General features: G+C 60.2%; 19 protein-coding genes. 13 read left to right on the top strand and 6 right to left on the bottom strand.

The window, feature by feature from the left end; translation table 11 throughout:
• Positions 1–132: 132 nt before the first annotated feature.
• A complete protein-coding gene (locus C4J84_RS09855; RefSeq protein ID WP_124435235.1) occupies positions 133–1,629 on the top strand; it encodes a helix-turn-helix transcriptional regulator in 1,497 nt (498 codons plus the stop codon).
• Positions 1,630–1,731: 102 nt separating this feature from the next.
• The gene (locus C4J84_RS09850; RefSeq protein WP_124370293.1) at positions 1,732–2,004 is read left to right on the top strand and encodes a DUF1652 domain-containing protein; all 273 of its coding nucleotides are present in this window, start codon (positions 1,732–1,734) and stop codon (positions 2,002–2,004) included.
• Here the strand turns inward: C4J84_RS09850 and C4J84_RS09845 are convergent.
• The 3 genes from C4J84_RS09845 to C4J84_RS09835 form a co-directional block, all read right to left on the bottom strand.
• Positions 1,967–3,160 carry an MFS transporter gene (locus C4J84_RS09845; protein WP_124370292.1) on the bottom strand — a complete coding sequence of 398 codons (1,194 nt, stop codon included), beginning with the start codon at positions 3,158–3,160 and terminating at the stop codon, positions 1,967–1,969. The two genes, C4J84_RS09850 and C4J84_RS09845, sit on opposite strands and share 38 nt — an antisense overlap.
• A gap of 89 nt (positions 3,161–3,249) precedes the next feature.
• Positions 3,250–3,558, bottom strand: a complete 309-nt coding sequence (locus C4J84_RS09840; protein ID WP_124370291.1) for an RcnB family protein — start codon at positions 3,556–3,558, stop codon at positions 3,250–3,252.
• A gap of 240 nt (positions 3,559–3,798) precedes the next feature.
• On the bottom strand, positions 3,799–4,257 hold the full coding sequence (locus tag C4J84_RS09835; protein ID WP_124405784.1) for a transposase: 459 nt from the start codon (positions 4,255–4,257) through the stop codon (positions 3,799–3,801).
• Between the two features lie 297 nt (positions 4,258–4,554).
• On the opposite strand from C4J84_RS09835, the gene C4J84_RS09830 reads away from it, so the two are divergent.
• Together C4J84_RS09830 and C4J84_RS09825 are read left to right on the top strand one after the other, a co-directional pair.
• On the top strand, positions 4,555–5,112 hold the full coding sequence (locus C4J84_RS09830; RefSeq protein ID WP_124370290.1) for a helix-turn-helix domain-containing protein: 558 nt from the start codon (positions 4,555–4,557) through the stop codon (positions 5,110–5,112).
• 11 nt (positions 5,113–5,123) lie between these two features.
• Positions 5,124–6,470: a glutamine synthetase family protein gene (locus C4J84_RS09825; protein WP_124435234.1), complete on the top strand. Its 1,347-nt coding sequence runs from the start codon at positions 5,124–5,126 to the stop codon at positions 6,468–6,470.
• Positions 6,471–6,611: 141 nt separating this feature from the next.
• Here C4J84_RS09825 and C4J84_RS09820 read toward each other — a convergent pair whose 3' ends face one another.
• Positions 6,612–7,502, bottom strand: coding sequence for a LysR family transcriptional regulator (locus C4J84_RS09820; protein ID WP_124429234.1), 891 nt, complete (start codon positions 7,500–7,502; stop codon positions 6,612–6,614).
• 129 nt (positions 7,503–7,631) lie between these two features.
• Between C4J84_RS09820 and C4J84_RS09815 the strand changes: the two genes are divergently transcribed.
• From C4J84_RS09815 to C4J84_RS09790, 6 genes are all read left to right on the top strand, one after another.
• Positions 7,632–9,278 carry a GMC family oxidoreductase gene (locus C4J84_RS09815; RefSeq protein WP_124370287.1) on the top strand — a complete coding sequence of 549 codons (1,647 nt, stop codon included), beginning with the start codon at positions 7,632–7,634 and terminating at the stop codon, positions 9,276–9,278.
• 65 nt (positions 9,279–9,343) lie between these two features.
• The gene (locus C4J84_RS09810) at positions 9,344–10,966 is read left to right on the top strand and encodes an MFS transporter (RefSeq protein WP_124435233.1); all 1,623 of its coding nucleotides are present in this window, start codon (positions 9,344–9,346) and stop codon (positions 10,964–10,966) included.
• Between the two features lie 165 nt (positions 10,967–11,131).
• Complete coding sequence (locus C4J84_RS09805; protein WP_124372413.1) at positions 11,132–13,081, top strand: DNA topoisomerase III; 1,950 nt, start codon at positions 11,132–11,134, stop codon at positions 13,079–13,081.
• Between the two features lie 132 nt (positions 13,082–13,213).
• Positions 13,214–13,654, top strand: coding sequence for a CBS domain-containing protein (locus C4J84_RS09800; protein ID WP_124370285.1), 441 nt, complete (start codon positions 13,214–13,216; stop codon positions 13,652–13,654).
• Positions 13,655–13,662: 8 nt separating this feature from the next.
• A complete protein-coding gene (locus tag C4J84_RS09795; protein WP_124370284.1) occupies positions 13,663–14,505 on the top strand; it encodes an NAD-dependent protein deacetylase in 843 nt (280 codons plus the stop codon).
• A gap of 527 nt (positions 14,506–15,032) precedes the next feature.
• The gene (locus C4J84_RS09790) at positions 15,033–15,362 is read left to right on the top strand and encodes a hypothetical protein (RefSeq protein ID WP_057725643.1); all 330 of its coding nucleotides are present in this window, start codon (positions 15,033–15,035) and stop codon (positions 15,360–15,362) included.
• A gap of 59 nt (positions 15,363–15,421) precedes the next feature.
• On the opposite strand, the gene C4J84_RS09785 is transcribed toward C4J84_RS09790, so the two are convergent.
• Positions 15,422–16,324, bottom strand: coding sequence for a LysR family transcriptional regulator (locus C4J84_RS09785; protein ID WP_124370283.1), 903 nt, complete (start codon positions 16,322–16,324; stop codon positions 15,422–15,424).
• Between the two features lie 132 nt (positions 16,325–16,456).
• Here C4J84_RS09785 and C4J84_RS09780 point away from each other — a divergent pair, with 132 nt between their 5' ends.
• From C4J84_RS09780 to C4J84_RS09770, 3 genes are read left to right on the top strand one after another with little or no spacing between them, the layout of a single operon-like run.
• Entirely contained in the window at positions 16,457–17,155 is a 699-nt protein-coding gene (locus C4J84_RS09780) for a CoA transferase subunit A (protein WP_124362130.1), read from the top strand.
• A 33-nt stretch (positions 17,156–17,188) separates the two neighbouring features.
• Entirely contained in the window at positions 17,189–17,848 is a 660-nt protein-coding gene (locus C4J84_RS09775) for a CoA transferase subunit B (protein ID WP_003211625.1), read from the top strand.
• A gap of 11 nt (positions 17,849–17,859) precedes the next feature.
• The gene (locus C4J84_RS09770) at positions 17,860–19,041 is read left to right on the top strand and encodes an acetyl-CoA C-acetyltransferase (RefSeq protein WP_124435232.1); all 1,182 of its coding nucleotides are present in this window, start codon (positions 17,860–17,862) and stop codon (positions 19,039–19,041) included.
• 762 nt (positions 19,042–19,803) lie between these two features.
• On the opposite strand, the gene C4J84_RS09765 is transcribed toward C4J84_RS09770, so the two are convergent.
• Positions 19,804–20,889, bottom strand: a complete 1,086-nt coding sequence (locus tag C4J84_RS09765; protein WP_124370281.1) for a DUF1615 domain-containing protein — start codon at positions 20,887–20,889, stop codon at positions 19,804–19,806.
• Positions 20,890–21,010 lie beyond the last annotated feature (121 nt).

Here is a 21,010-nt window from a genome sequence, read left to right as displayed (position 1 = left end):
GCCAATGGCACGCGACGGGGCCCGTATGCACTACCCCGCCTGGTTCATTCGCGCTCCCACCCGGACAACTTCTCTGCACTATCCTGAACCGGGGATGTCGTAAAACCCATGCGTCCACACCTTGGAGAACCTATGACACAGGATGTTCTTGCCAAAGAAACCAACCGCCGCCAACTGCAGCAGATCATCTCCGGGTTGTCCGACGGCGTGATCCTGGCCGAGGTCGACCAGACCATTCTCTGGGCCAACGAAGCCGCATTGACCATGCACGGCGTCACTGACGTCATGGGGCTGGGCGCCAATGGGCAGGAATACGCCGAGCGCTTCACCTTGCGTTATCGCAATTACCACCCGTTGCAGTTGGATAACTACCCCCTCGCCCGCGCGGCGGCGGGTGATGAGTTCAGCGACGTGATCGTGGAAGTCATTCCTACGGCCGATGAAGAAAAGACCTGGGTTCACCGCCTGCGCAGCCTGGTGATCACCGACTCGCAAGGCGAGCCGGAACTGCTGGTGCTGATCCTCAGTGACGCCACCGAATGGGCCAGCGCCGAGCAGCGTTTCGAGAAAACCTTCAACGCCAACCCCGCGCCCGCCGTGATCTGCCGCCTCAGCGACCTGCGCTACATCAAGGTCAATCAGGGCTTCCTGGAGATGACCGGCTACAACCGCGACCAAGTCATCGGTAAATCCGTGTATGAACTGGACGTGCTCGAACAGGCCGAACGCAAGGACTTGGCTATCGAGCGGCTGGGGCAAGGCTCGACCATTCCACAGATGCAGGCAGAGCTGCGACTGCCCGAAGGCGGCAGCAAGCTGGTGATCGTCGCCGGCCAGCCCCTGGACATGAACGAAGAGGACTGCATGCTGTTTTCGTTCATGGACCTGGAGCCGCGACGCAAAGCGGAAATCGCCCTGCGCCAGAGTGAAGAACGCTTCGCCAAGTCCTTCCGCCTGACGCCCGTGCCAACCCTGGTGTGCAACGCCGCCAATCGCCAGGTGGTGGATATCAACGAAGCGTTCATGAGTATCACCGGCTATATCAGTGAAGAACTGATCGGCAAATCCATCGAAGACATCGACTTCATCGACAGCCCCCAGGCCGGCGCCCAGTTGTTCGCGACCCTGGAGAAAGCCGGAAACCTGGAAGGTCATGACCTCAAGGTGCGCAAGAAAGGCGATGAAGTGATCGACTGCGTGGTGTCGGCCGACACCGTGATCATCCAGGACATGCCGTGCTACCTGCTGGTATTCATGAACATCACCGAACGTAAACGCTCGGAGCTGGAACTGGTGGCGGCCATCGAGGAAGTCATGCAGGACACCTCCTGGTTCAGCCAGACCCTGATCGAAAAACTCGCCAATGCCAAAAGCGTCAACAGCCCTGACCTGCCCAACGTTTCCTTTACCGACCTCACCGCCCGTGAGCGCGACGTGCTGGGTTTGATCTGCGAGGGCCTGGCCGACAAGGAGATCGCCTCGCGCCTGAAGCTGGCACCCAACACCGTGCGCAACCACGTGGCGACGGTGTACTCCAAGCTGGGCGTGCACAGCCGCAGTACGGCCATCGTCTGGGCCCGCGAACGCGGGCTGTTTGCCGGTGAAGTACGGATAAAGAACAAACGTTAAGAGTGCAAATGCACTAGTGCAGCTAGTGCTAATTCGCCTTATGAGGCAGCGGGCTAATCAATAACCTTTAAGGCATCGTCTCTGTGCCTTGAAGGAACCTGCATGTTTACCCTCTCTCAACTGCGAAATTGCATCGAAGAAGGCTTGTCGCCGCTGACCTGCGAATTCACCCTGTGCCGGGACGCATCCTTGACCCTCAAGGTATTCGACGCCGAAACCGGACGGGTCGATCTGGTGGTCACCGGGATCAGCACCAAACGGCTGCAGACCCCGGAGGAAGTGGCGAAAATGGTGGATGAATTGCGCTATGAGCTGCAAAGCAACAACGTCGGCAAGCTCACGCTGGATGACTTGCCTTCAGCTTCGCCCCAATGAAGTAGAACACCCCGCCGCCGACGATAAACATCCCGAGCATATAAAACATGTAATGCGCCGGCAGGCTGGCCAGCACCATCCCGCATAACACCGGCCCCAAGGCGGCGCCGAGATTGGACAGGTTTTGCGCGCCGTAATACATCCCCCGCAGCGCATCAGGCGCAATTCGGTCGATAAACATGTACTCGGCCGGGAACACAATAATTTCCCCCACGGTAAACACCGCCATCGCCAGCACCCACCACATCACGCTGCTGGCCAACGCAAAGCCAATCAGCCCCAGCATGAACATGCCCAAACCTGCGATCAGCCACTGGCTCAGGTAACGGTGCGAGATGCGCCGGCCAATCAGGTACTGCAAGGCAATCACCAGCACGGCGTTGGTGGTGAGCACGGCGCTGATTACAGTGTAGGTATATTCGGCAGTGGTGGTAGTCACCAGGTATTGCGATAGGTAGGCCGTAAATTGGCCGAATACCACCGCACTGAGCAGGCCACCGAGGGTGAAACACACCAGGCGATGATCCTTGAGCAGCACACGGCCCACGGCGAGAAACGGCACCGGTTTTTGCGTGGCGTCGACGGTGGTCAATGTGCGGTCGCCCAAACGCCAGTACAGCAGGAAAAATCCCACGCCCAACAGCGCCGACAGTATAAACGGCAGGCTGATATCCAGCTTCGCCACCATCGCGCCAAAAAATGGCCCCACGGCGTAGCCGATATTGGTCAGCGTATATTTGATCGAGAACACTTCGCTGCGCCCCTCCTCGGGCAGCAAGCTGGCGAAGCCGGCCTTGATCGCGATATCGATGACCGCATAGGCCAGGTTGATCAGGATCAGGCAGCTGTAGAACGCCCAGATATTCTGCGCCACAACCGTACCGATAAAGCCCAGCACAAACACCAGGCTCAGACCGAGCAGCAAACGGTAACTGTTGACGCGATCGACAAGGAACCCGCCATAGACGCTGAGCAACGAGCCGACAATCAGCGAGCTGCCGATAACCAGGCCGACCTGGCTGATGTCGAGGGCAAAGTGGCGGGTGAGGTAGATCACCAGGTACGGAAAGGTGATCGCCTTGGCCAACGTCAGCAGCAACGTGGCGGACAGCAACAGATTCACCGTGCGGGGGTAGTTTTTGATGGTGGCAAGCATCCTGCTCTCTTTTCTTTGAAGGTAACGCGACCATTGCGGTCGGTTACCTTAACGCAAGAAAGGTGAAACGAGCAGGTGGTGCGGCAGGATTATTTCTTGACCGGTGTGATCTCAAGGATGGTGCCGTTGGTGGTCTTGAGCAGTACATATTTATCGCCGACCCGCGCCCACTGGCTCTCTTCCTCGGGCTGCTTGAGGCCACGTTTTTTCCAGTCGCTGAGGGCCGACTCCTTACGCATGAGGATATCCGGGGCGCGGTCACCTTCCTTCAAATCACGGGTATTGATGTTGGAAGGCTGCACGGTTTCCTGGGGCGTATCGCCGGCCTGCACCACAAAACTGGCGGTAGACAGGCCTGCCGCAACGAGAACACAGGCAACGAGGGATCTGGACTTCATGGGTGCTCCTTCAATTTTGAGTGCGTACCCAGGTTCCGACCGCAGGGGCGTGAAAACATTCAGGTCAAAACACTACCCGATCGCCAATAACCCTTGTGGCGAGGGAGCTTGCTCCCGCTGGCTGCGCAGCAGCCCCAAACAGCCCGACCGATATATCCCTGAACGAACGTGGTGGATGGATTGGGGCCGCTTCGCGGCCCAGCGGGAGCAAGCTCCCTCGCCACACGCGGGAACTCAAACTCATAACCAGATTGCATCCCAGAGCGAGTAGTCGCCGATATGCTCGACCAGCCCCGCCCGCAAGGGATTGGCAATGATGTAACGCGCGATTTTTATAAGATCTTCCTCGGCTCGCACCGCGCGATCATGGTATCCGCTCTGCCAAAACGCGCCCTTCGTACGACAGGCTTGATTGATGGTCAACGTGCTGCGTGACTTCACTTGTCGCATCACCTGCGGCAACGTTGCGTCACGCAGCTCAAACATCCAGTGAAGATGATCCGGCATGATGACCCAGGCCAACGAACCGACCAGACCGCAATCATGGGCGCGTTTGAGCTCTGCAACCAATAACCGGGCCAGAGACAATTCAGCAAAAACCGGATACCGCTGATAAACCACTGCCGTCACCAGATACACACGCCCTGCTTCTGAATAACGACCTCGCCGTAGCAAATGAGAGTTGGGCCTTTGAAGCAATCCGTCGCTCCCTTTGATTGAATGACTCATTCAACCTAGCAGGCCCGAGAAAGGTCGCTCCACGACTCAATTTCATTATGTTTCCCCACGCCCCGTGGCGAGGGAGCTTGCTCCCGCTGGGCTGCGCAGCAGCCCCAAAAAAGCCGGCCGAGACACACCTGAACAAATGAGGTGGCCGAATTAGGGCAGCTTCGCTGCCCAGCGGGAGCTAGCTCCTCACCACCATGAATCGCCACTATCATTGCTTCCATGAAATTAATCCTGTAATTTTTCATGAAATTATTCGAATTAAATTTCATGACACCTCAAGATGAACTCGCCACCCTTGCCGCCCTGATCCACGACCTGCGCAAGCACAAGAAACTCACCCTGGCGCAATTGGCGCACAAGATCCAACGTTCAGTGGGTTTCCTGTCCCAAGTGGAACGTGGCTTGTCGCGCCCGACCGTGGCCGACCTGACCGCCATCAGCCACGCCCTCGACGTGCCTACCACTTACTTCTACAGCCTGCCCAAACCCAAGGCGGTGGACTGGGTAACGCGGCCCAGCGAGCGGCGCACGGTGTACTACGCCAATGGCATCACCGACATCCTCGTCTCGCCGAGCATGAACGGTGCGTTTTCGATGCTCGACAGCCTGTTGGCGCCCGGCGCCAACAGTGGTGAGCAGAGCATGAGCGACCGTGCCGAACAGGCCGGTTTTGTGCTGGAGGGTGAGTTGACGCTGTGGGTTGAAGGCGAGGCCGATGCGGTCACCCTCGGCCCTGGCGACAGCTTTCATCTGGCCAGTTTCGCCCACTGTCGCTACGCCAACCTGACCGACCTGCCCGCCCGCGTGCTGTGGGTTTACAACTAGGAGCTGCACCCGTGAAAAGCCCATCTGCAACCTTGCTGGCCGAAGTACGGACCTTCCGCCAGAACTATCCCGAGGTGCGCTACGTCGATTTGATCGCCCTGGACATTCCGGGGCATTTCTACGGCAAGCGCTACCCGGTGGATATGCTTGAAAAAGTCGCCGCCGGCAGCCCGTTGAAGCTGCCGCAGAACGCCGTGTTGTTGGGTGCCCAGGGCGGGTTGTTCAAGATCGGCGACTACTGCTTCAACGACGGTGACCCGGATGCCAATCGGCGCCTGGTGCCGGGTACGCTGAAGCCGGTGAGCTGGGAATCGCAGCCGCTGGGGCAGATGCTGATCACTTCCGATGGCACCGAAGCGCCCATCGAATTCGAACCCCGCGAAGTGCTGACCAAAGTGCTGGAACGCCTGCACCACAAAGGCATTCACCCGGTGGTGGCATTCGAACTGGAGTTCTACCTGTTCGACAAAAAGCTCGACGACGGCCTGCCGCAATTCGCCCGCGACCCGCTGAGCGACGATGCCGATGACCAGCCCAACTTGCATATCGAGCGGCTGTCGCGCTTCAGCGACGTGCTGGACGACATGGCACAAACCGCCAAGGCCCAGGGCATCGATATCACGGTGATCACCGCCGAAATCGGCCCGGGCCAATTCGAAATCAATTTTTGCCATTGCGATGACGGCCTGCGCGCCGCCGACTGGGCCGCCCTGTTCTGCCGCAGCACCCGCGGCGTGGCGCTCAAACACGGTTACCGCGCCAGCTTCATGGCCAAGCCTTACCTGCAGTTTCCCGGCAGCGGCATGCATGTGCATGTCAGCCTGTATGACGGCGCGGGCAATAACGTGCTGGCGGCGCACCAGCAGCAACCGCTGCGCCACGCCGTGGCCGGTTGCCTGGCGTTGCTGCCCCACTGCATGCCGATCTTCTCGCCCAACCACAACGCGTTCCGCCGCCTCGGCGGTACGGTCAACGCCGCTACCCGCGCCAGTTGGGGCTTCGAAGACCGTGATGCGTGCGTGCGCATCCCCGAGTCCGACCCACGTAACCTGCGGATCGAGCATCGCCTGGCCAGCGCCGACGCCAACCCATACCTGGTGCTGGCGGCGATCCTCGCCGGTTTGGAGCATGGCCTTGAAACCAGGCAGGAGCCCATCGCGCCGCTGAACGAAGACCGCAGCAGTGGCACCGATTTCCCCGTGGACATGCTCGACGCCGTGCGCGCCATGCAACATCAGTCGGTGGTGCGCGACAAGCTGGGCGCGGAATTCGTCGATGTGTATTGCGAGAACAAACGCCAGGATCATCTGGCGTTTCAGCAGGAGATTTCTGCGCGGGAATACCGCTGGTTTCTTTAAAAATCGCCACGTTCTGCGTGGGGAGATCCAATGTGGGAGGGGGCTTGCCCCCGATAGCAGTGGTTCAGTCACAGCTGCATTTGCTGATACACCGCCATCGGGAGCAAGCCCCCTCCCACAGTGTTGATTCGGTTTCGTCAGTCAGCCCTCACCCAGCAACAGTTTCTGCTCCCGCGCGCACAACTCCACCACGTAATCCCATAACACCCGCAACCGCACCGACTTGTGCAACTCCCGACGCGAGCTGATCCAATAGCTGCGCTGGATGCTCTCCCCCGGCAACAACGGCACCAGGCCCGCATCGCCCGCCGCCATGAAACAGGGTAATACCGCAATGCCCAAACCCGACCGCGCGGCCTGGTGTTGCGCAATCACGCTGGTGCTGTGGAAGACCACCTTGGGGTTGCGACAGAAGCTGCTGAGGAATTTCAGTTCCTGGCTGAACAGCAGGTCGTCGACATAATCGATCCATGAATGGGCCGCGAGGTCTTCGCGTTTTTCAATCGGCGGATGACGCTGCAGATAAGCGCGGCTGGCATACAGCGCCAGGCGGTAATCGGTGAGTTTGCGGGTGACCAACTGATCGACGCTGGGGCGTTCCAGGTGAATGCTGATTTCCGCTTCGCGGTTGAGGATGCTGACAAAGCGCGGCACCGCGAGCAATTCCACTTCCAAGCCGGGATAACGTTCAAACAGCCCAGCCATGCGACCGGCGAGGAACATCACCCCCAGGCCCTCCGCCACCCCGAGACGAATCTTGCCCAGAGGCGCTGCAGAATGGGTGAGTTCGTCTTCCGCCAGCAGTGCGACGTTTTCCATGGCTTCGGCATGTTTGAGCAAGGCTTCGCCGGCCGGCGTCAGCTCATACCCCTGGGCGTGCTGCACGAACAGCGCGGTACCGAGGCTTTTTTCGATGGCCTCGATATGCCGGGCCACCGTGGCGTGCGTGGTTTTCAAACGTTGCGCGGCGGTGAGCAAACGGCCGCTGCGCTGCAATTCGAGAAAAAACCGCAGGTCATTCCAGTCGAACATATCGCCTCCGTTGCGCACCCATGGGCAGCGCTGTTTAAAAACGCACAGCAGCTGGGCAAAAACTAACATTTTTAAGACGAAAACTAACAACTAGGATGGAGCCAATAAGAAAAACAAGCGAGACCCCAGATGCCCATTGCAACTGCTGAATACGATTACGTAATCGTCGGCGCCGGCCCCGCCGGCTGCTTGCTGGCCAATCGGCTGTCCGCCAACCCGGCCCATCGCGTGCTGCTGCTGGAGGCCGGTGGTCGCGACAACTACCCCTGGATCCATATTCCAGTCGGTTACCTGTTCTGCATCGGCAACCCGCGCACCGACTGGTGCTTCAAGACCGAAGCCCAGGCTGGCCTGCAAGGTCGTGCCTTGAGTTACCCGCGCGGCAAAGTGCTGGGGGGCTGTTCCTCCATCAACGGCATGATCTACATGCGCGGCCAGGCTCAGGACTATGACGGCTGGGCGGCGCAAGGTAATCCAGGTTGGGCCTGGAACGACGTATTGCCACTGTTCAAGCACAGCGAAAACCATTTTGCCGGCGCCTCGCCATTCCACAGCGACGGCGGCGAGTGGCGTGTCGAGCAGCAGCGTCTGTCGTGGCCGATCCTGGATGCGTTTCGCGAGGCCGCAAAGCAAAGCGGCATCGCCAACATCAGCGATTTCAATCAGGGCGATAACGAAGGCTGCGGCTATTTCCAGGTCAACCAGAAGGCCGGAGTGCGCTGGAATGCGGCCAAGGCGTTTCTCAAACCGGTGCGCCAACGGCCCAACCTGACCGTGTTGACCGATGTTGAGGTCGATCGCGTGGTGCTGGAGAACGGCCGCGCTTCTCAGGTCGTCGGGCGCCAACTCGGCCAGCCACTGAGCTGGAAAGCGCGCAAGGAAATCGTACTGTGCGCCGGCGCCGTCGGCTCGCCAGGCATCCTGCAACGCTCGGGTATCGGCCCCGCCCATGTGCTCAAGCCGTTGGGCATCGACGTGGTTCATGAACTGCCGGGCGTGGGTGGCAACCTGCAGGACCACCTGCAACTGCGCCTGATCTACAAGCTGGAAAACGCCCGCACCCTGAACCAGATCGCCGGCACCCTCTGGGGCAAGATGGGCATGGGCTTGCGCTACCTGTACGACCGCAGCGGGCCGCTGTCGATGGCGCCCAGCCAGCTTGGCGCGTTTGCCCGCTCCGGGCCGGAGCAGACCTCGGCCAACCTTGAATACCATGTACAGCCGCTATCCCTGGAGCGTTTTGGCGAGCCGCTGCACGCGTTCCCCGCGTTTACCGCATCGGTCTGCGACCTGCGCCCGCACAGTCGCGGGCGCATCGACATACGCTCGGCCAACCCAGCGGACGCACCGCTGATCCGGCCCAACTACCTCAGCCATCCCGAAGACCTGCGCGTAGCCGCCGACGCCATTCGCCTGACACGGCGGATCGTGGCCGCCCCGGCCCTCAGCCAGTTCAAGCCGGTGGAATATTTGCCCGGTGACGCTCTGCAAACCGAAGAACAGCTGCACGAAGCGGCGGCGCGTATCGGCACGACGATCTTCCATCCGGTGGGCACCTGCCGCATGGGCAATGACCAGGACGCGGTGGTCGACGCGCAGTTGCGCGTGCATGGCGTACCGGGCCTGCGCATCGCCGATGCCTCGATCATGCCGCGCATTACCTCCGGCAACACCTGCTCACCGACGCTGATGATCGCCGAGAAGGCCGCGCAACTGATCCTTTCACCGAACACAAGGAGCCTCGCCCCGCAGAGAGAAACGGTTCACGCAATCTGAATAGCGGCGCCGCACCTGGCGCCGACAGTGGAACAACAATAAATAATCACTGTGAGGGCTACCCGATGTCAGAACATGCTCAACCCCTGGGCTCGGCGATACATGCGAGCACCCGCAACGACTCGAAGAAAGTCATTTTCGCCTCGTCCCTCGGGACGGTGTTCGAATGGTATGACTTCTTCCTCTACGGCGCCCTCGCGGCGGTGATCAGCAAGCAGTTCTTTGCCGGGGTCAACGACACCACGGCGTTCATCTTCGCATTGATGGCGTTCGCCGCAGGCTTCGTGGTGCGACCCTTCGGCGCGCTGGTGTTCGGCCGCCTGGGCGACATGATCGGGCGCAAGTACACCTTCCTCGTCACGATCATCCTGATGGGCGTGGCAACCTTTTGCGTGGGACTATTGCCGACCTATGCCAGCATCGGCATCGCTGCGCCGATCATTCTGATCGTGCTGCGCATGCTGCAAGGCCTGGCCCTGGGCGGTGAATACGGTGGCGCCGCCACCTATGTCGCCGAACATGCGCCCCCCGGCAAACGCGGCTTGCACACCAGCTGGATTCAATCCACCGCCACCCTCGGCCTGTTGCTGTCGTTGCTGGTGGTGCTGGCCTGCCGTTACTTCACCGGCGACCAGTTCGAGGTGTGGGGCTGGCGCATTCCGTTCCTGTTCTCCATCGTGCTACTGGGCATCTCCACCTGGATTCGCATGAGCCTGCACGAGTCGCCAGCGTTCCTGAAAATGAAAGAGGAAGGCAAGGCCAGCAAGGCGCCGATCCGCGAGTCGTTCGGTAAATGGGAAAACCTCAAGGTCGTATTGATCGCGCTGTTCAGCATCAACGGCGGGCAGGCGGTGACCTTCTATGCGGCGCAGTTTTATGTACTGTTCTTCCTCACCCAGTTCCTGAAGATGGACCCGGCCTTGGCCAACATGCTGCTGATCATCAGTGTGGTGATTGGCGCGCCGTTCTTCATCCTGTTTGGCTGGCTGTCGGACAAGGTCGGACGCAAACCGGTGCTGATGCTCGGCCTGCTGCTGGCGACCGTGCTGTATTTCCCGATCTTCAAGAGCCTGGCGCACTACACCAACCCGGCGATGGACCAGGCCAGTCACCAGGCACCGATTACCGTACTGGCCGACCCGGCCACCTGCACCTTCCAGTTCGACCCGGTGGGCAAGGCGCGCTTTGACAGCCCGTGCGACAAGGTCAAGACCTTCCTGGTCAAGCAAGGCCTGCCGTACAGCAGCGTCGCCGCCCCAGCCGGCGCGCCGGTGCAGGTCAGCGTCGGTGACGTGCGTATCGATGGCTTCGATGAAGCTGCACTGCGCGGCGCGGTGACCTTGGCTGGCTACCCAAGCTCGGCGGACATGGCCCAGGTCAACAAGGTCATGGTGGTGGCGCTGATCGTGGCGCTGATCCTGATCGCCGCCATGTGCTACGGCCCCCTGGCGGCGCTGATGGTGGAGCTGTTCCCGACACGCATCCGCTACACCTCAATGTCGCTGCCCTACCATATCGGTAACGGCTGGTTTGGCGGGTTCCTTCCGACCGTGTCGTTTGCCTTGGTGGTGTACACCGGCGATATCTTCTATGGCTTGTGGTACCCGGTGGTGGTGACCGGGGTCAGCCTGGTGGTCGGCTTGTTCTGCCTCAAGGAAACCCGGCATGTGGATATCGACAACAACTGAATGAGCTTTAAGGGGCAAGCTGCAAGCGGCAAGTAAAAGCCACTCGGCTCTTTCTTGTAGCTTGTAGCTTGAAACTTTAAGCTGTACATCCATACAGATAATGGTTGCTCAAATCTCTCTGACTAAGCATCCTGCCAGGCATCAACCCGATCTGATGTGATGACCATGCAGCTGTACCTCTGTGAAAAACCCTCCCAGGCCAAGGACATCGCGGCCGTGCTCGGCGCCAGCCGCCGGGGCGATGGATGCTGGCTGGGCAACGGGGTCACAGTCACCTGGTGCATCGGCCACCTGTTGGAAACCGCCCCGCCTGACGCCTATGACGCCAAATACAAACGCTGGGTGCTCGCCGACCTGCCGATCGTCCCGCAAACATGGAAAATGCAGGTCAAGCCCAAGACCGCCAGCCAATTCAAGGTGGTCAAGCGCTTACTGGGGGAAGCCCGGGAACTGGTGATCGCAACCGACGCCGACCGTGAGGGTGAAATGATTGCCCGTGAACTGGTGGAACATTGCCGTTATCGCGGGCCGATCCAGCGGTTGTGGTTGTCGGCACTGGACGAGGCCTCCATCCGCAAGGCCCTGGCCGCCCTCAAGCCCGGTGCGCAAACCTTCAGCCTGTATCACTCGGCCCTGGGCCGCTCCCGCGCCGACTGGCTGATCGGCATGAACATGAGCCGCTTGTTTACCTTGCTTGGGCGACAATCCGGCTATCAGGGCGTATTGCCGGTGGGCCGCGTGCAAACCCCCACCTTGCGCCTGGTGGTCGACCGTGACCGCAGCATCGCCGATTTCGTACCCGTGGCGTATTGGGCCATCGACGTGGACCTGCTCCACGAGCGCATGACCTTCACTGCCCAATGGCGCGCCGTCGACGATGCCTGCGATGACCAGGGCCGTTGCCTCAACCCGCAACTGGCCCGGGACGCCGCTGACGCCATGTCCCGCGCTGCCAGTGCGCGATTGGTTAAGCTGCGCACCGAGCGCATGCGCGAGGTCGCGCCCCTGCCCTTCGACCTCGGCACCCTGCAGGAAATCTGCTCCAAGAAGCTCGGCCTCGGCGCCCAGGAAACCCTGGATATCGCCCAATCCCTCTACGAAACCCACAAGGTCATCACCTACCCGCGCAGCGATTGCGGCTACCTGCCGTTGAGCCAGCACAGCGAAGCGCCGAAGATCCTCGCCGCTCTCGGCCGCGCGGATGCGGCCCTGGCCGAGCTGATGGCCTACATGGACCCCAATCGTCGCTCACGCGCCTGGAACGACGCCAAGGTCAGCGCCCACCACGGCATCATTCCCACCGGCGCCGGCAAGGACGTCAGCCAACTCACCGGCAAGCACCGTGCGGTCTACACGCTGATACGCGCGCGCTACCTGGCGCAATTCCTGCCCAACCATGAATACGACCGTACCCAGGCGGATTTCGATTGTGCCGGCCAGGCGTTGCGCGCGGTGGGCAAAGTTGTCATCGAACCAGGCTGGAAACGCGCGCTGCCCGAAGCCCTTGCTCCCGCCAAAGGCAGGGAAACGCCTGCACCTCAAGCCTTGCCAATGCTGGTGCAAGGCCAGGACTGTGCCGTGGCCAAGGTCAATCTCAAGGACCTGTGGACCCAACCGCCCAAGCCCTTTACCGAAGGCGACCTGATCAAAGCGATGAAAAACGTCGCCAAGCTGGTCGAAGACCCGCTGCTCAAGCAGAAGCTCAAGGACACCACTGGCATTGGCACCGAAGCCACCCGCGCCGGGATCATCCAGGGCCTGCTGGACCGAGGTTACCTGGTGAAGAACGGCAAGGCGCTGTCGGCCACCGCAGCGGCTTTCAGCCTGATTGACGCGGTGCCTCGCGCCATCGCTGATCCCGGCACCACCGCCATCTGGGAGCAGGCGCTGGATATGGTGCAAAGCGGCGAAATGAGCCTGGAGGAGTTTGTCGCCAAACAAGCGGCGTGGATGAGCAAGCAGGTGGCTCGCTGTCATGGCATGCGCATGACCATCACCGGTCCCGCCAGCCCGGCAGGCAAAGGCGCCACACCGTGGAAAAACAAGCGCAAGAGCGCGCCACGCAAGACGACGGCCAACCCCAAACGGGCGAAAAAGCCGGTAAAAGCCGGATAAAACGCAAAAAAAACCGGCGAATGACGCTTTTCGACGGGTTTAACGCCGCTTTGGACCTTGCTGCAACGTGGCCCGTCTAGGATTCTGTAGGGGCAATCGCTGACTACTAACAACAACACCGGAGTGGCCGCCATGAAAACCGTCGCAGAATTACTCAAAGCCAAGGACCAGAAGAACCAGGACGTCCACACTATCCAGTGGGACCACACCGTATTCGAGGCGCTGGTGCGGATGTCCGAGAAAAACGTCGGGGCCTTGCCGGTGGTCAAGGACGGCGCCGTGGTCGGGATCATCAGCGAGCGCGATTACGCACGTAAACTCATCCTCAAGGGTCTGTCGTCGGTGACCACCAGGGTTCATGAAGTGATGAGTTCGCCGGTAATCACCGTAGATCCCCACAAAACGGTCGAAGCGTGCATGAACATCATGACCGACAGTCACCTGCGCCACTTGCCCGTGGTGGAAGACGGCGAATTGCTGGGGCTTTTGTCCATCGGTGACCTGGTCAAAGAGGCCATTGCTGAACAAGCGGCCTTGATCAAACAGCTGGAGCAGTACATTCGCGGCGAATAGGAGGCCCCATGCTCGACACGCTGGACCATCAAGCAGACCACCTCGATACCTTGCATCGGGCGATGGCCGAAAAACGCTTCCTGGTGCTGACCGGTGCGGGGATCAGCACCTCATCGGGCATCCCCGACTACCGTGACAGCGAAGGAGTGCGCCGGGGCAAGGCGCCGATGATGTACCAGGAGTTCCTCGCCACCGCGCAAGCACGGCGCCGTTATTGGGCCAGGGCAATGCTGGGTTGGCCACGGGTGCGCCTGGCCCGGCCGAACAAGGCTCATCAGGCGCTGGCGACCTTGCAGCAACGTCAGCTCATCAGCGGCCTGATCACGCAAAACGTCGACACGCTGCACGATCAGGCCGGCAGCCATGATGTGATCGAGTTGCATGGCAGTTTGCACCGGGTGCTGTGCCTGGATTGCCAGCAGCGCAGCGAGCGCGATGTGATCCAGCGGCAGATGGAAATCGACAACCCGCACTTCGCGCACGTCCATGCGGTGCAAGCGCCTGACGGTGACACCTTGCTCGACCCTACGCTTGAGGAGCACTTCCAAGTGCCACGCTGCCCCCATTGCGAAGGCCAACGGCTGAAGCCCGACGTGGTGTTTTTTGGCGAAAACGTAGCCCCCGCTACCGCAGCCAGGGCCATGGCTGCGGTGCACGATGCCGAGGGGCTGCTGGTCGTGGGGTCATCGCTGATGGCTTACTCGGCGTTTCGCCTGTGCAAGGCGGCAGTGGAACAGGGTAAGCCGGTGATTGCGATCAACCTGGGCAAGACCCGTGGGGATGAGCTGCTGCAGGTGAAAATCGAAGCGTCGTGCGAGCAATTACTGCCCTTGCTGGCCGAACGACTGTAGGAGCGAGCTTGCTCGCGAAAAACTTCCAGTCGCAATGTGCACCCAGGAAACACTAGTTACTCCTGAGACCAGCCGCCCCAAAAAATGACGCCCAAGTCACGTTTCCCCGCATCTTCCCGCCCCCACAGCGATTTATGTAGTGCCTGAAAATAATCACTACATAATCGTTGACGTAAGCTTTTTGTCCTTGCATTATCGAGACGTCTCCCGGATCGGGAGTGTTGGTAACACGCGTTTTGAACAGGCTCGTCTGACCGCCGAGCTGTTTTTCCGGATGTGCACTGCCCACAAGGCAGATTGATGAAGCTGACCGGCCCCGAACGGGATCGGTACAAGGAGCTAAGGCGCTGCTTGTCTTCGTTACGAAAGCGTTGCGTAGCGGTTCATCAGCAAAACTACATGCATCAGGTTCAAGACCCTGCCCGTATTCGGCAGACCGTCACCGACGCCCGGTTTTCTGAGCCGGAGACAACTTGAAGTTTCAATGAATCAATTGATAGATCGCCAACTGGTCAAGGGGCTTACACATGAATCTGAACAACCAACCAACTATCGATGAATTGGCTGAGATGTTCGCAGCGCAGAAAGACACACTCGACGACCATATCCTGTGGATTGGCAAATCGGGCGAAGTTCAACTTGACTGCCTGGCGCCCCACACCGAAGAAGCCGAGTTCGACCGCAATCACCGCGAACTGGCGGCGCGCCTGAAGATGTACCGTCGTGGCCAGGGTTATGTCGGCAAGAAAGCCGCAGCCGATCGCAACTTTATCGAGCAGGTGTTCGACACACTTAACAATGCCTGGGCCTCTTTCAAAGACAGCTCGCAAGTTAAAGTGATCGACCGTTACTACTAAGTGGTACTTGATCTATTGTGGGAGCTGGCTTGCCAGCTCCCACTTTTGTTGTGTGAACTTCAGAACGTCGGAAACCGTCCCTTCCCCGCTTCATCCTGAAAGATATCAAACAACACCTGCGCCGCCGCCGACAGTTCATGCCCTGGTTTGGTCAGTACCCCAATGGGCCGCTCGATCACCGGGCCGGTCAAGGTGATGCAATGGGCGCCCGCCTCCTCCATCTGCCGCGCGCACAATGCGGGCACAGCGCTGACGCCCAAGCCGCTGGCAACCATCTTGCCCACTGTGGCCAGTTGATGACTTTCCAGCGCAACCGGCAGTTTCATCTGCAAGGCACCCAGGTGCTCTTCGAGCATTACCCGCACGGTCGATGGGCGCTGAAGGGTAATGAAGGGGTGTTCCAACAGGCTTTTCCAGTCGATCTCGTTCAATTGCGCCAACGGCGAATCTCCCGGTACCACTGCAATAAAACGGTCCAGGTACAGCGGCGTGAATGCCAATGACGAACCGTCGGACGGTTCGAACGCTACGCCCAATTCCACCTGGCGGTCGCGCACCATCTCCAGCACCTGCTCGTTGATCAGGTCATGCACCGTCACGTTCACCTGCGGGTAACGGGCGCGGAATATCTTCAGGATCGGCGGCAGCAGGTTACCGGCAAATGACGGCATTGCCGCCACCGTCACGCGCCCACGTTGCAAGGTGAAGCGTTGACGCAGTTCGTCCTCCGCGTTGTCCCAGTCGGCAATCAAACGGCGAGCCAGCGGGAGCAGCGATTCACCTTCAGGCGTGAGCGCTACATTGCGCGTATTGCGACTGAACAGGCGTCCACCCAGCCCTTCCTCGAGGCCTTTGATAGTCAGGCTCAGCGCCGACTGGGACAGGTGCAGGCGCTCACAGGCAGCGGCAAAACTCAGGCTTTGGGCCACGGCCAGGAAGGCACGCATCTGTTTAACGGTCATGACACAACTCCGCACGGTGGTTCGACTATGCTGTTTTCTAAATCAATCAACCTAAAAAAACAACTTAACAAATCAATCAGTCGGCGCAACACTCGGTCCATTGGCTGGCCCACTAATAATAACGAGGTGCATATGGCAGGTTTCGATAAGCGCGTGGCGTCCTATGAAGAGGCGCTGGCAGGCCTGGAAGATGGCATGACCGTACTCTCCGGTGGTTTTGGCCTGTGTGGCATTCCGGAAAACCTCATCGCCGAGATCAAGCGCAAAGGCACCCGTGACCTGACCGTGGTTTCCAACAACTGCGGCGTCGACGGTTTCGGCCTGGGCATCCTGCTGGAAGAAAAGCAGATCAGCAAAGTGATCGCCTCCTACGTTGGTGAAAACGCCCTGTTCGAGAAGCAACTGCTCAGCGGTGAAATAGAAGTAGTGCTGACCCCCCAAGGCACCCTGGCGGAAAAAATGCGTGCAGGCGGTGCTGGCATCCCGGCCTTCTTCACCGCCACCGGCGTCGGCACCCCGGTTGCCGAAGGCAAGGAAACCCGCGAATTCAAGGGCCGCCCCTATCTGATGGAAGAGTCCATCACCGGCGACTTCGCCATCGTCAAAGGCTGGAAAGCCGACCACTTCGGCAATGTCATCTATCGGCACACCGCCCAGAACTTCAACCCACTGGCCGCCACCGCCGGCAAGATCACCGTGGTCGAAGTCGAGGAAATCGTCGAACCGGGCGAGCTGGACCCCGCGCAGATCCACACCCCTGGCATCTACGTCGACCGGATCATCTGCGGCACCTTCGAGAAGCGCATCGAACAGCGCACCGTGCGCAAGTAATCCGCCCCGGCCCGAACAATAAGGACTCATGACATGGCTCTTACCCGCGAACAAATGGCTCAACGCGTCGCCCGCGAAATGCAGGACGGATTCTACGTCAACCTCGGCATCGGCATTCCGACCCTGGTGGCCAACTACATTCCCGAAGGCATGGAAGTGATGCTGCAGTCGGAAAATGGCCTGCTCGGCATGGGCCCGTTCCCGACCGAAGAAACCATCGATGCCGACATGATCAACGCCGGCAAACAAACCGTCACCGCACGCATCGGCGCCTCGATTTTCTCCTCCGCCGAGTCCTTCGCGATGATTCGCGGCGGCCACGTGGACCTCACCGTACTCGGCGCGTTCGAAGTGGACGTACAGGGCAACATCGCCTCGTGGATGATCCCCGGCAAGCTGGTCAAGGGCATGGGCGGCGCGATGGACCTGGTGGCTGGTGCGGAAAATATCATCGTGATCATGACCCATGCGTCCAAGGACGGTGAGTCGAAATTGCTCAGCCAGTGCAGCCTGCCGCTGACAGGCGCCAACTGCATCAAGCGCGTGCTCACGGACCTGGCCTACCTGGAAATCGAAAATGGCGCTTTTGTCCTCAAGGAACGCGCACCTGGCGTCAGCGTTGAAGAGATTGTGAGCAAGACCGCCGGTAAACTGATCGTCCCGGACCATGTTCCAGAAATGCATTTCCAGTGAGGACAGATTCCATGCAAGACGTCGTGATTGTTGCTGCCACCCGCACCGCCGTGGGCAGCTTTCAAGGTTCGCTGGCCAGTATCCCGGCCCCTGAACTGGGCGCTGCGGTAATCCGTCGCCTGCTGGAGCAGACCGGCCTCGACCCGGCCGAAGTGGATGAAGTGATCCTCGGCCAGGTGCTCACCGCTGGCAGCGGCCAGAACCCGGCGCGCCAAGCCTCGATTCTCGCCGGCCTGCCCCATGCCGTTCCCGCCCTGACGTTGAACAAGGTCTGTGGCTCGGGCCTCAAGGCCCTGCACCTGGGCGCACAGGCGATCCGTTGCGGCGACGCCGACGTCATCATCGCCGGCGGCATGGAAAACATGAGCCTCGCGCCGTACGTGCTGCCCGCCGCGCGCACCGGTTTGCGCATGGGCCACGCCAAGATGATCGACAGCATGATCACCGACGGCCTGTGGGATGCGTTCAACGACTACCACATGGGCATCACCGCCGAAAACCTGGTGGACAAGTACGGCATCAGCCGCGAGGCGCAGGACGCCTTTGCCGCCGCCTCCCAGCAAAAAGCTATCGCCGCTATCGAAGCCGGACGGTTTGCCGATGAAATCACGCCGATCCTGATTCCCCAGCGTAAAGGCGACCCGCTGGCCTTTGCGGTGGACGAACAACCGCGCGCGGGTACCACCGCCGAGTCCCTGGCCAAGCTCAAGCCCGCCTTCAAAAAAGACAGCAGCGTCACCGCCGGCAACGCCTCCAGCCTTAATGACGGTGCCGCTGCGGTGCTGCTGATGAGCGCCGCCAAAGCCAAGGCCCTTGGCCTGCCGGTGCTGGCGCGTATCGCCAGCTATGCCAACGCAGGGGTCGACCCGGCAATCATGGGCATCGGCCCGGTTTCGGCCACCCGCCGCTGCCTGGACAAGGCCGGTTGGCAATTGAGCGACTTGGATCTGATCGAAGCCAACGAAGCCTTCGCCGCGCAATCCCTGGCGGTGGGCAAAGAGCTGGAATGGGACGCTGACAAGGTCAATGTCAACGGCGGCGCCATCGCCATCGGCCACCCTATTGGAGCTTCAGGCTGCCGCGTTCTGGTGACGCTGCTGCATGAAATGATCAAGCGCGACGCCAAGAAAGGCTTGGCGACACTGTGCATCGGCGGCGGCCAGGGCGTGGCGCTGGCCCTCGAACGCAGCTGATTCAACGAGCAACACGGAAAGGGCCTGGCTCCACGAAAAGCCGGGCCTTTTCTTTATCGAGCCCCCTGAAAGAACTCGGTCAACATATGGGAGCTGGCTTGGCTGCGATGGCCATGGGTATCTACACAACTTTGGGCGCGGCCCTGAATCTGTGACTGCTCGGGAGCCGAAGCCTCTCTAACTGACGCCCCGCGATCCAAATGTGGGAGGGGCGGTGCGACGATTCGACTTGCTCCCGATGGCGGCCTCAGGGCCGACCAGGATGCTGGATCAGAGCGAGTACATATCCGTTGCTGCGGTAACGGCGGCTTAGGGTTCCGCCCTTACGGCGTCTCACTTTTGAAAAGCGCAAAAGTAAGCAAAACGCTCATGCCCCACCACTCGGCACCTCGCCTAGGCTCGGTGTGCCCGTAATCCGACAGTGATTTGGGGGGCCGCCGCCACGCGCCATCCATGGCGCGGGGCGGCTAAACCGGCATCCCTGCCGGTTTACCCCCCAAATCACTGTCGAATTCCGGCCAGCGTGGTTTAACGGGGCGCCTAGATCAAAAGCAAGATCACAAGCAAGATCACAAGCAAGATCACAAGCAAGATCACAAGCAAGATCACAAGCAAGATCACAAGCAAGATCACAAGCAAGATCACAAGCAAGATCACAAGCAAGAGCGACTCGCTTCGCATCGTGGTTACCGTAGCTGCTACAAAGTTGTGTAGATACCTATGCTGCGATGGCAACGCTTCAGCCCGACGCGCCGCACCTGATCAACGTTTCATACAGCGCTGATACCGCTCATCCACGCGCTTGGCGAACCAGGCCGTGGTCAGGTTGCGGGTGATCTTCGGGCTTTTGAGCACGATGCCCGGCAGGATGGCTCGCGGCAGCGGCTTGCCTGCGGCTTTATCGGCCAGGACGAATACGCGCTTGTAGAGCGTGGTGTCCTCAAAATCCAACTGATCACCCTGCTCCAGCTGGCTACGGATGCTGGGATTGCGCATATCCAATTTCGCTCCCAGTGAACGCACCGCCAGTTCGGTGGTACCGGGCAGCAGCGAACCATAGCGAATCAAATCCCCATCCAGCGTCAATTCGGTGCCTGAGACACGGCTGACCGCAGCCTGGAACGCGGCATTGCGGCTGGCGTACCAACCCGCATTGAAATCGGCGAAGCGGTACAGCGGCTGGTCATAGCTCACCGGGTAGCCGAGTAAATGGGCGATGCCGAAGTACATGCCGCCACGACGCGTGAATACTTCGCGGCGAATCGTGCCGTCCACCGTGTAGGGATAACCCCGTGCCTGCTTTTGCGCGAAGTCGATGCTGACCTGCATCGGGCCGGCGGTGTGCACCGGGTTGAAGCCGCCAAACAGGGTGTTGCCCAGGGGCACCATGCTGATGAAGTCGTCGAAGATCGCGCTCAGGTCCTTCTCCGTACGTGCGGCGTTCAAACGCTCGGCGTAGGTTTTGCCGGTGGGCGAGCGCACTTGCAAGGCGCTGCGTACGACAAACTCCGGTACATGAACTTTCCCGGCACGCCGCAGGATTTCATCCTGGGCGATCTTGCCCATGCCTGGCACCGGTGGGTCGACCTGAAAGGTGGACTCCTGCTCGGTCACCGCCAGCACGGCGCAGATATTTTCGGTGCTGGGGTAGATCTTCTGGGTGTCGAACGCTGTGTAGATGTCCTGGGCCCAACCGTCGCGGTCCGCGACCTTGGCGGGGAGCAGGCGCACGATCTGCGCCTTCACCTCGGCCTCGCTACGCTCGGGTTGTTGCGGCCCCCGCGAGGTGGAGCAACCGGCCAGCAGCAGCAAGGTAGCGAGGCAGAGGATCAGGCGGCTTGAATACATGAGGCTTCCTTGGTGGACGGCGGGCCGGGCAATGGGGATATCGACAGGCAAGTCTAACCGGGGTTCGCTGCTATGCCGAACCTGGTACGGCACTGGCTGAAACTTCCCACGTAACCGCCGG

Source organism: Pseudomonas sp. R11-23-07, assembly GCF_003852295.1.
Lineage (GTDB): Bacteria > Pseudomonadota > Gammaproteobacteria > Pseudomonadales > Pseudomonadaceae > Aquipseudomonas.
This window is presented reverse-complemented; position numbering and strand designations above follow the sequence as displayed.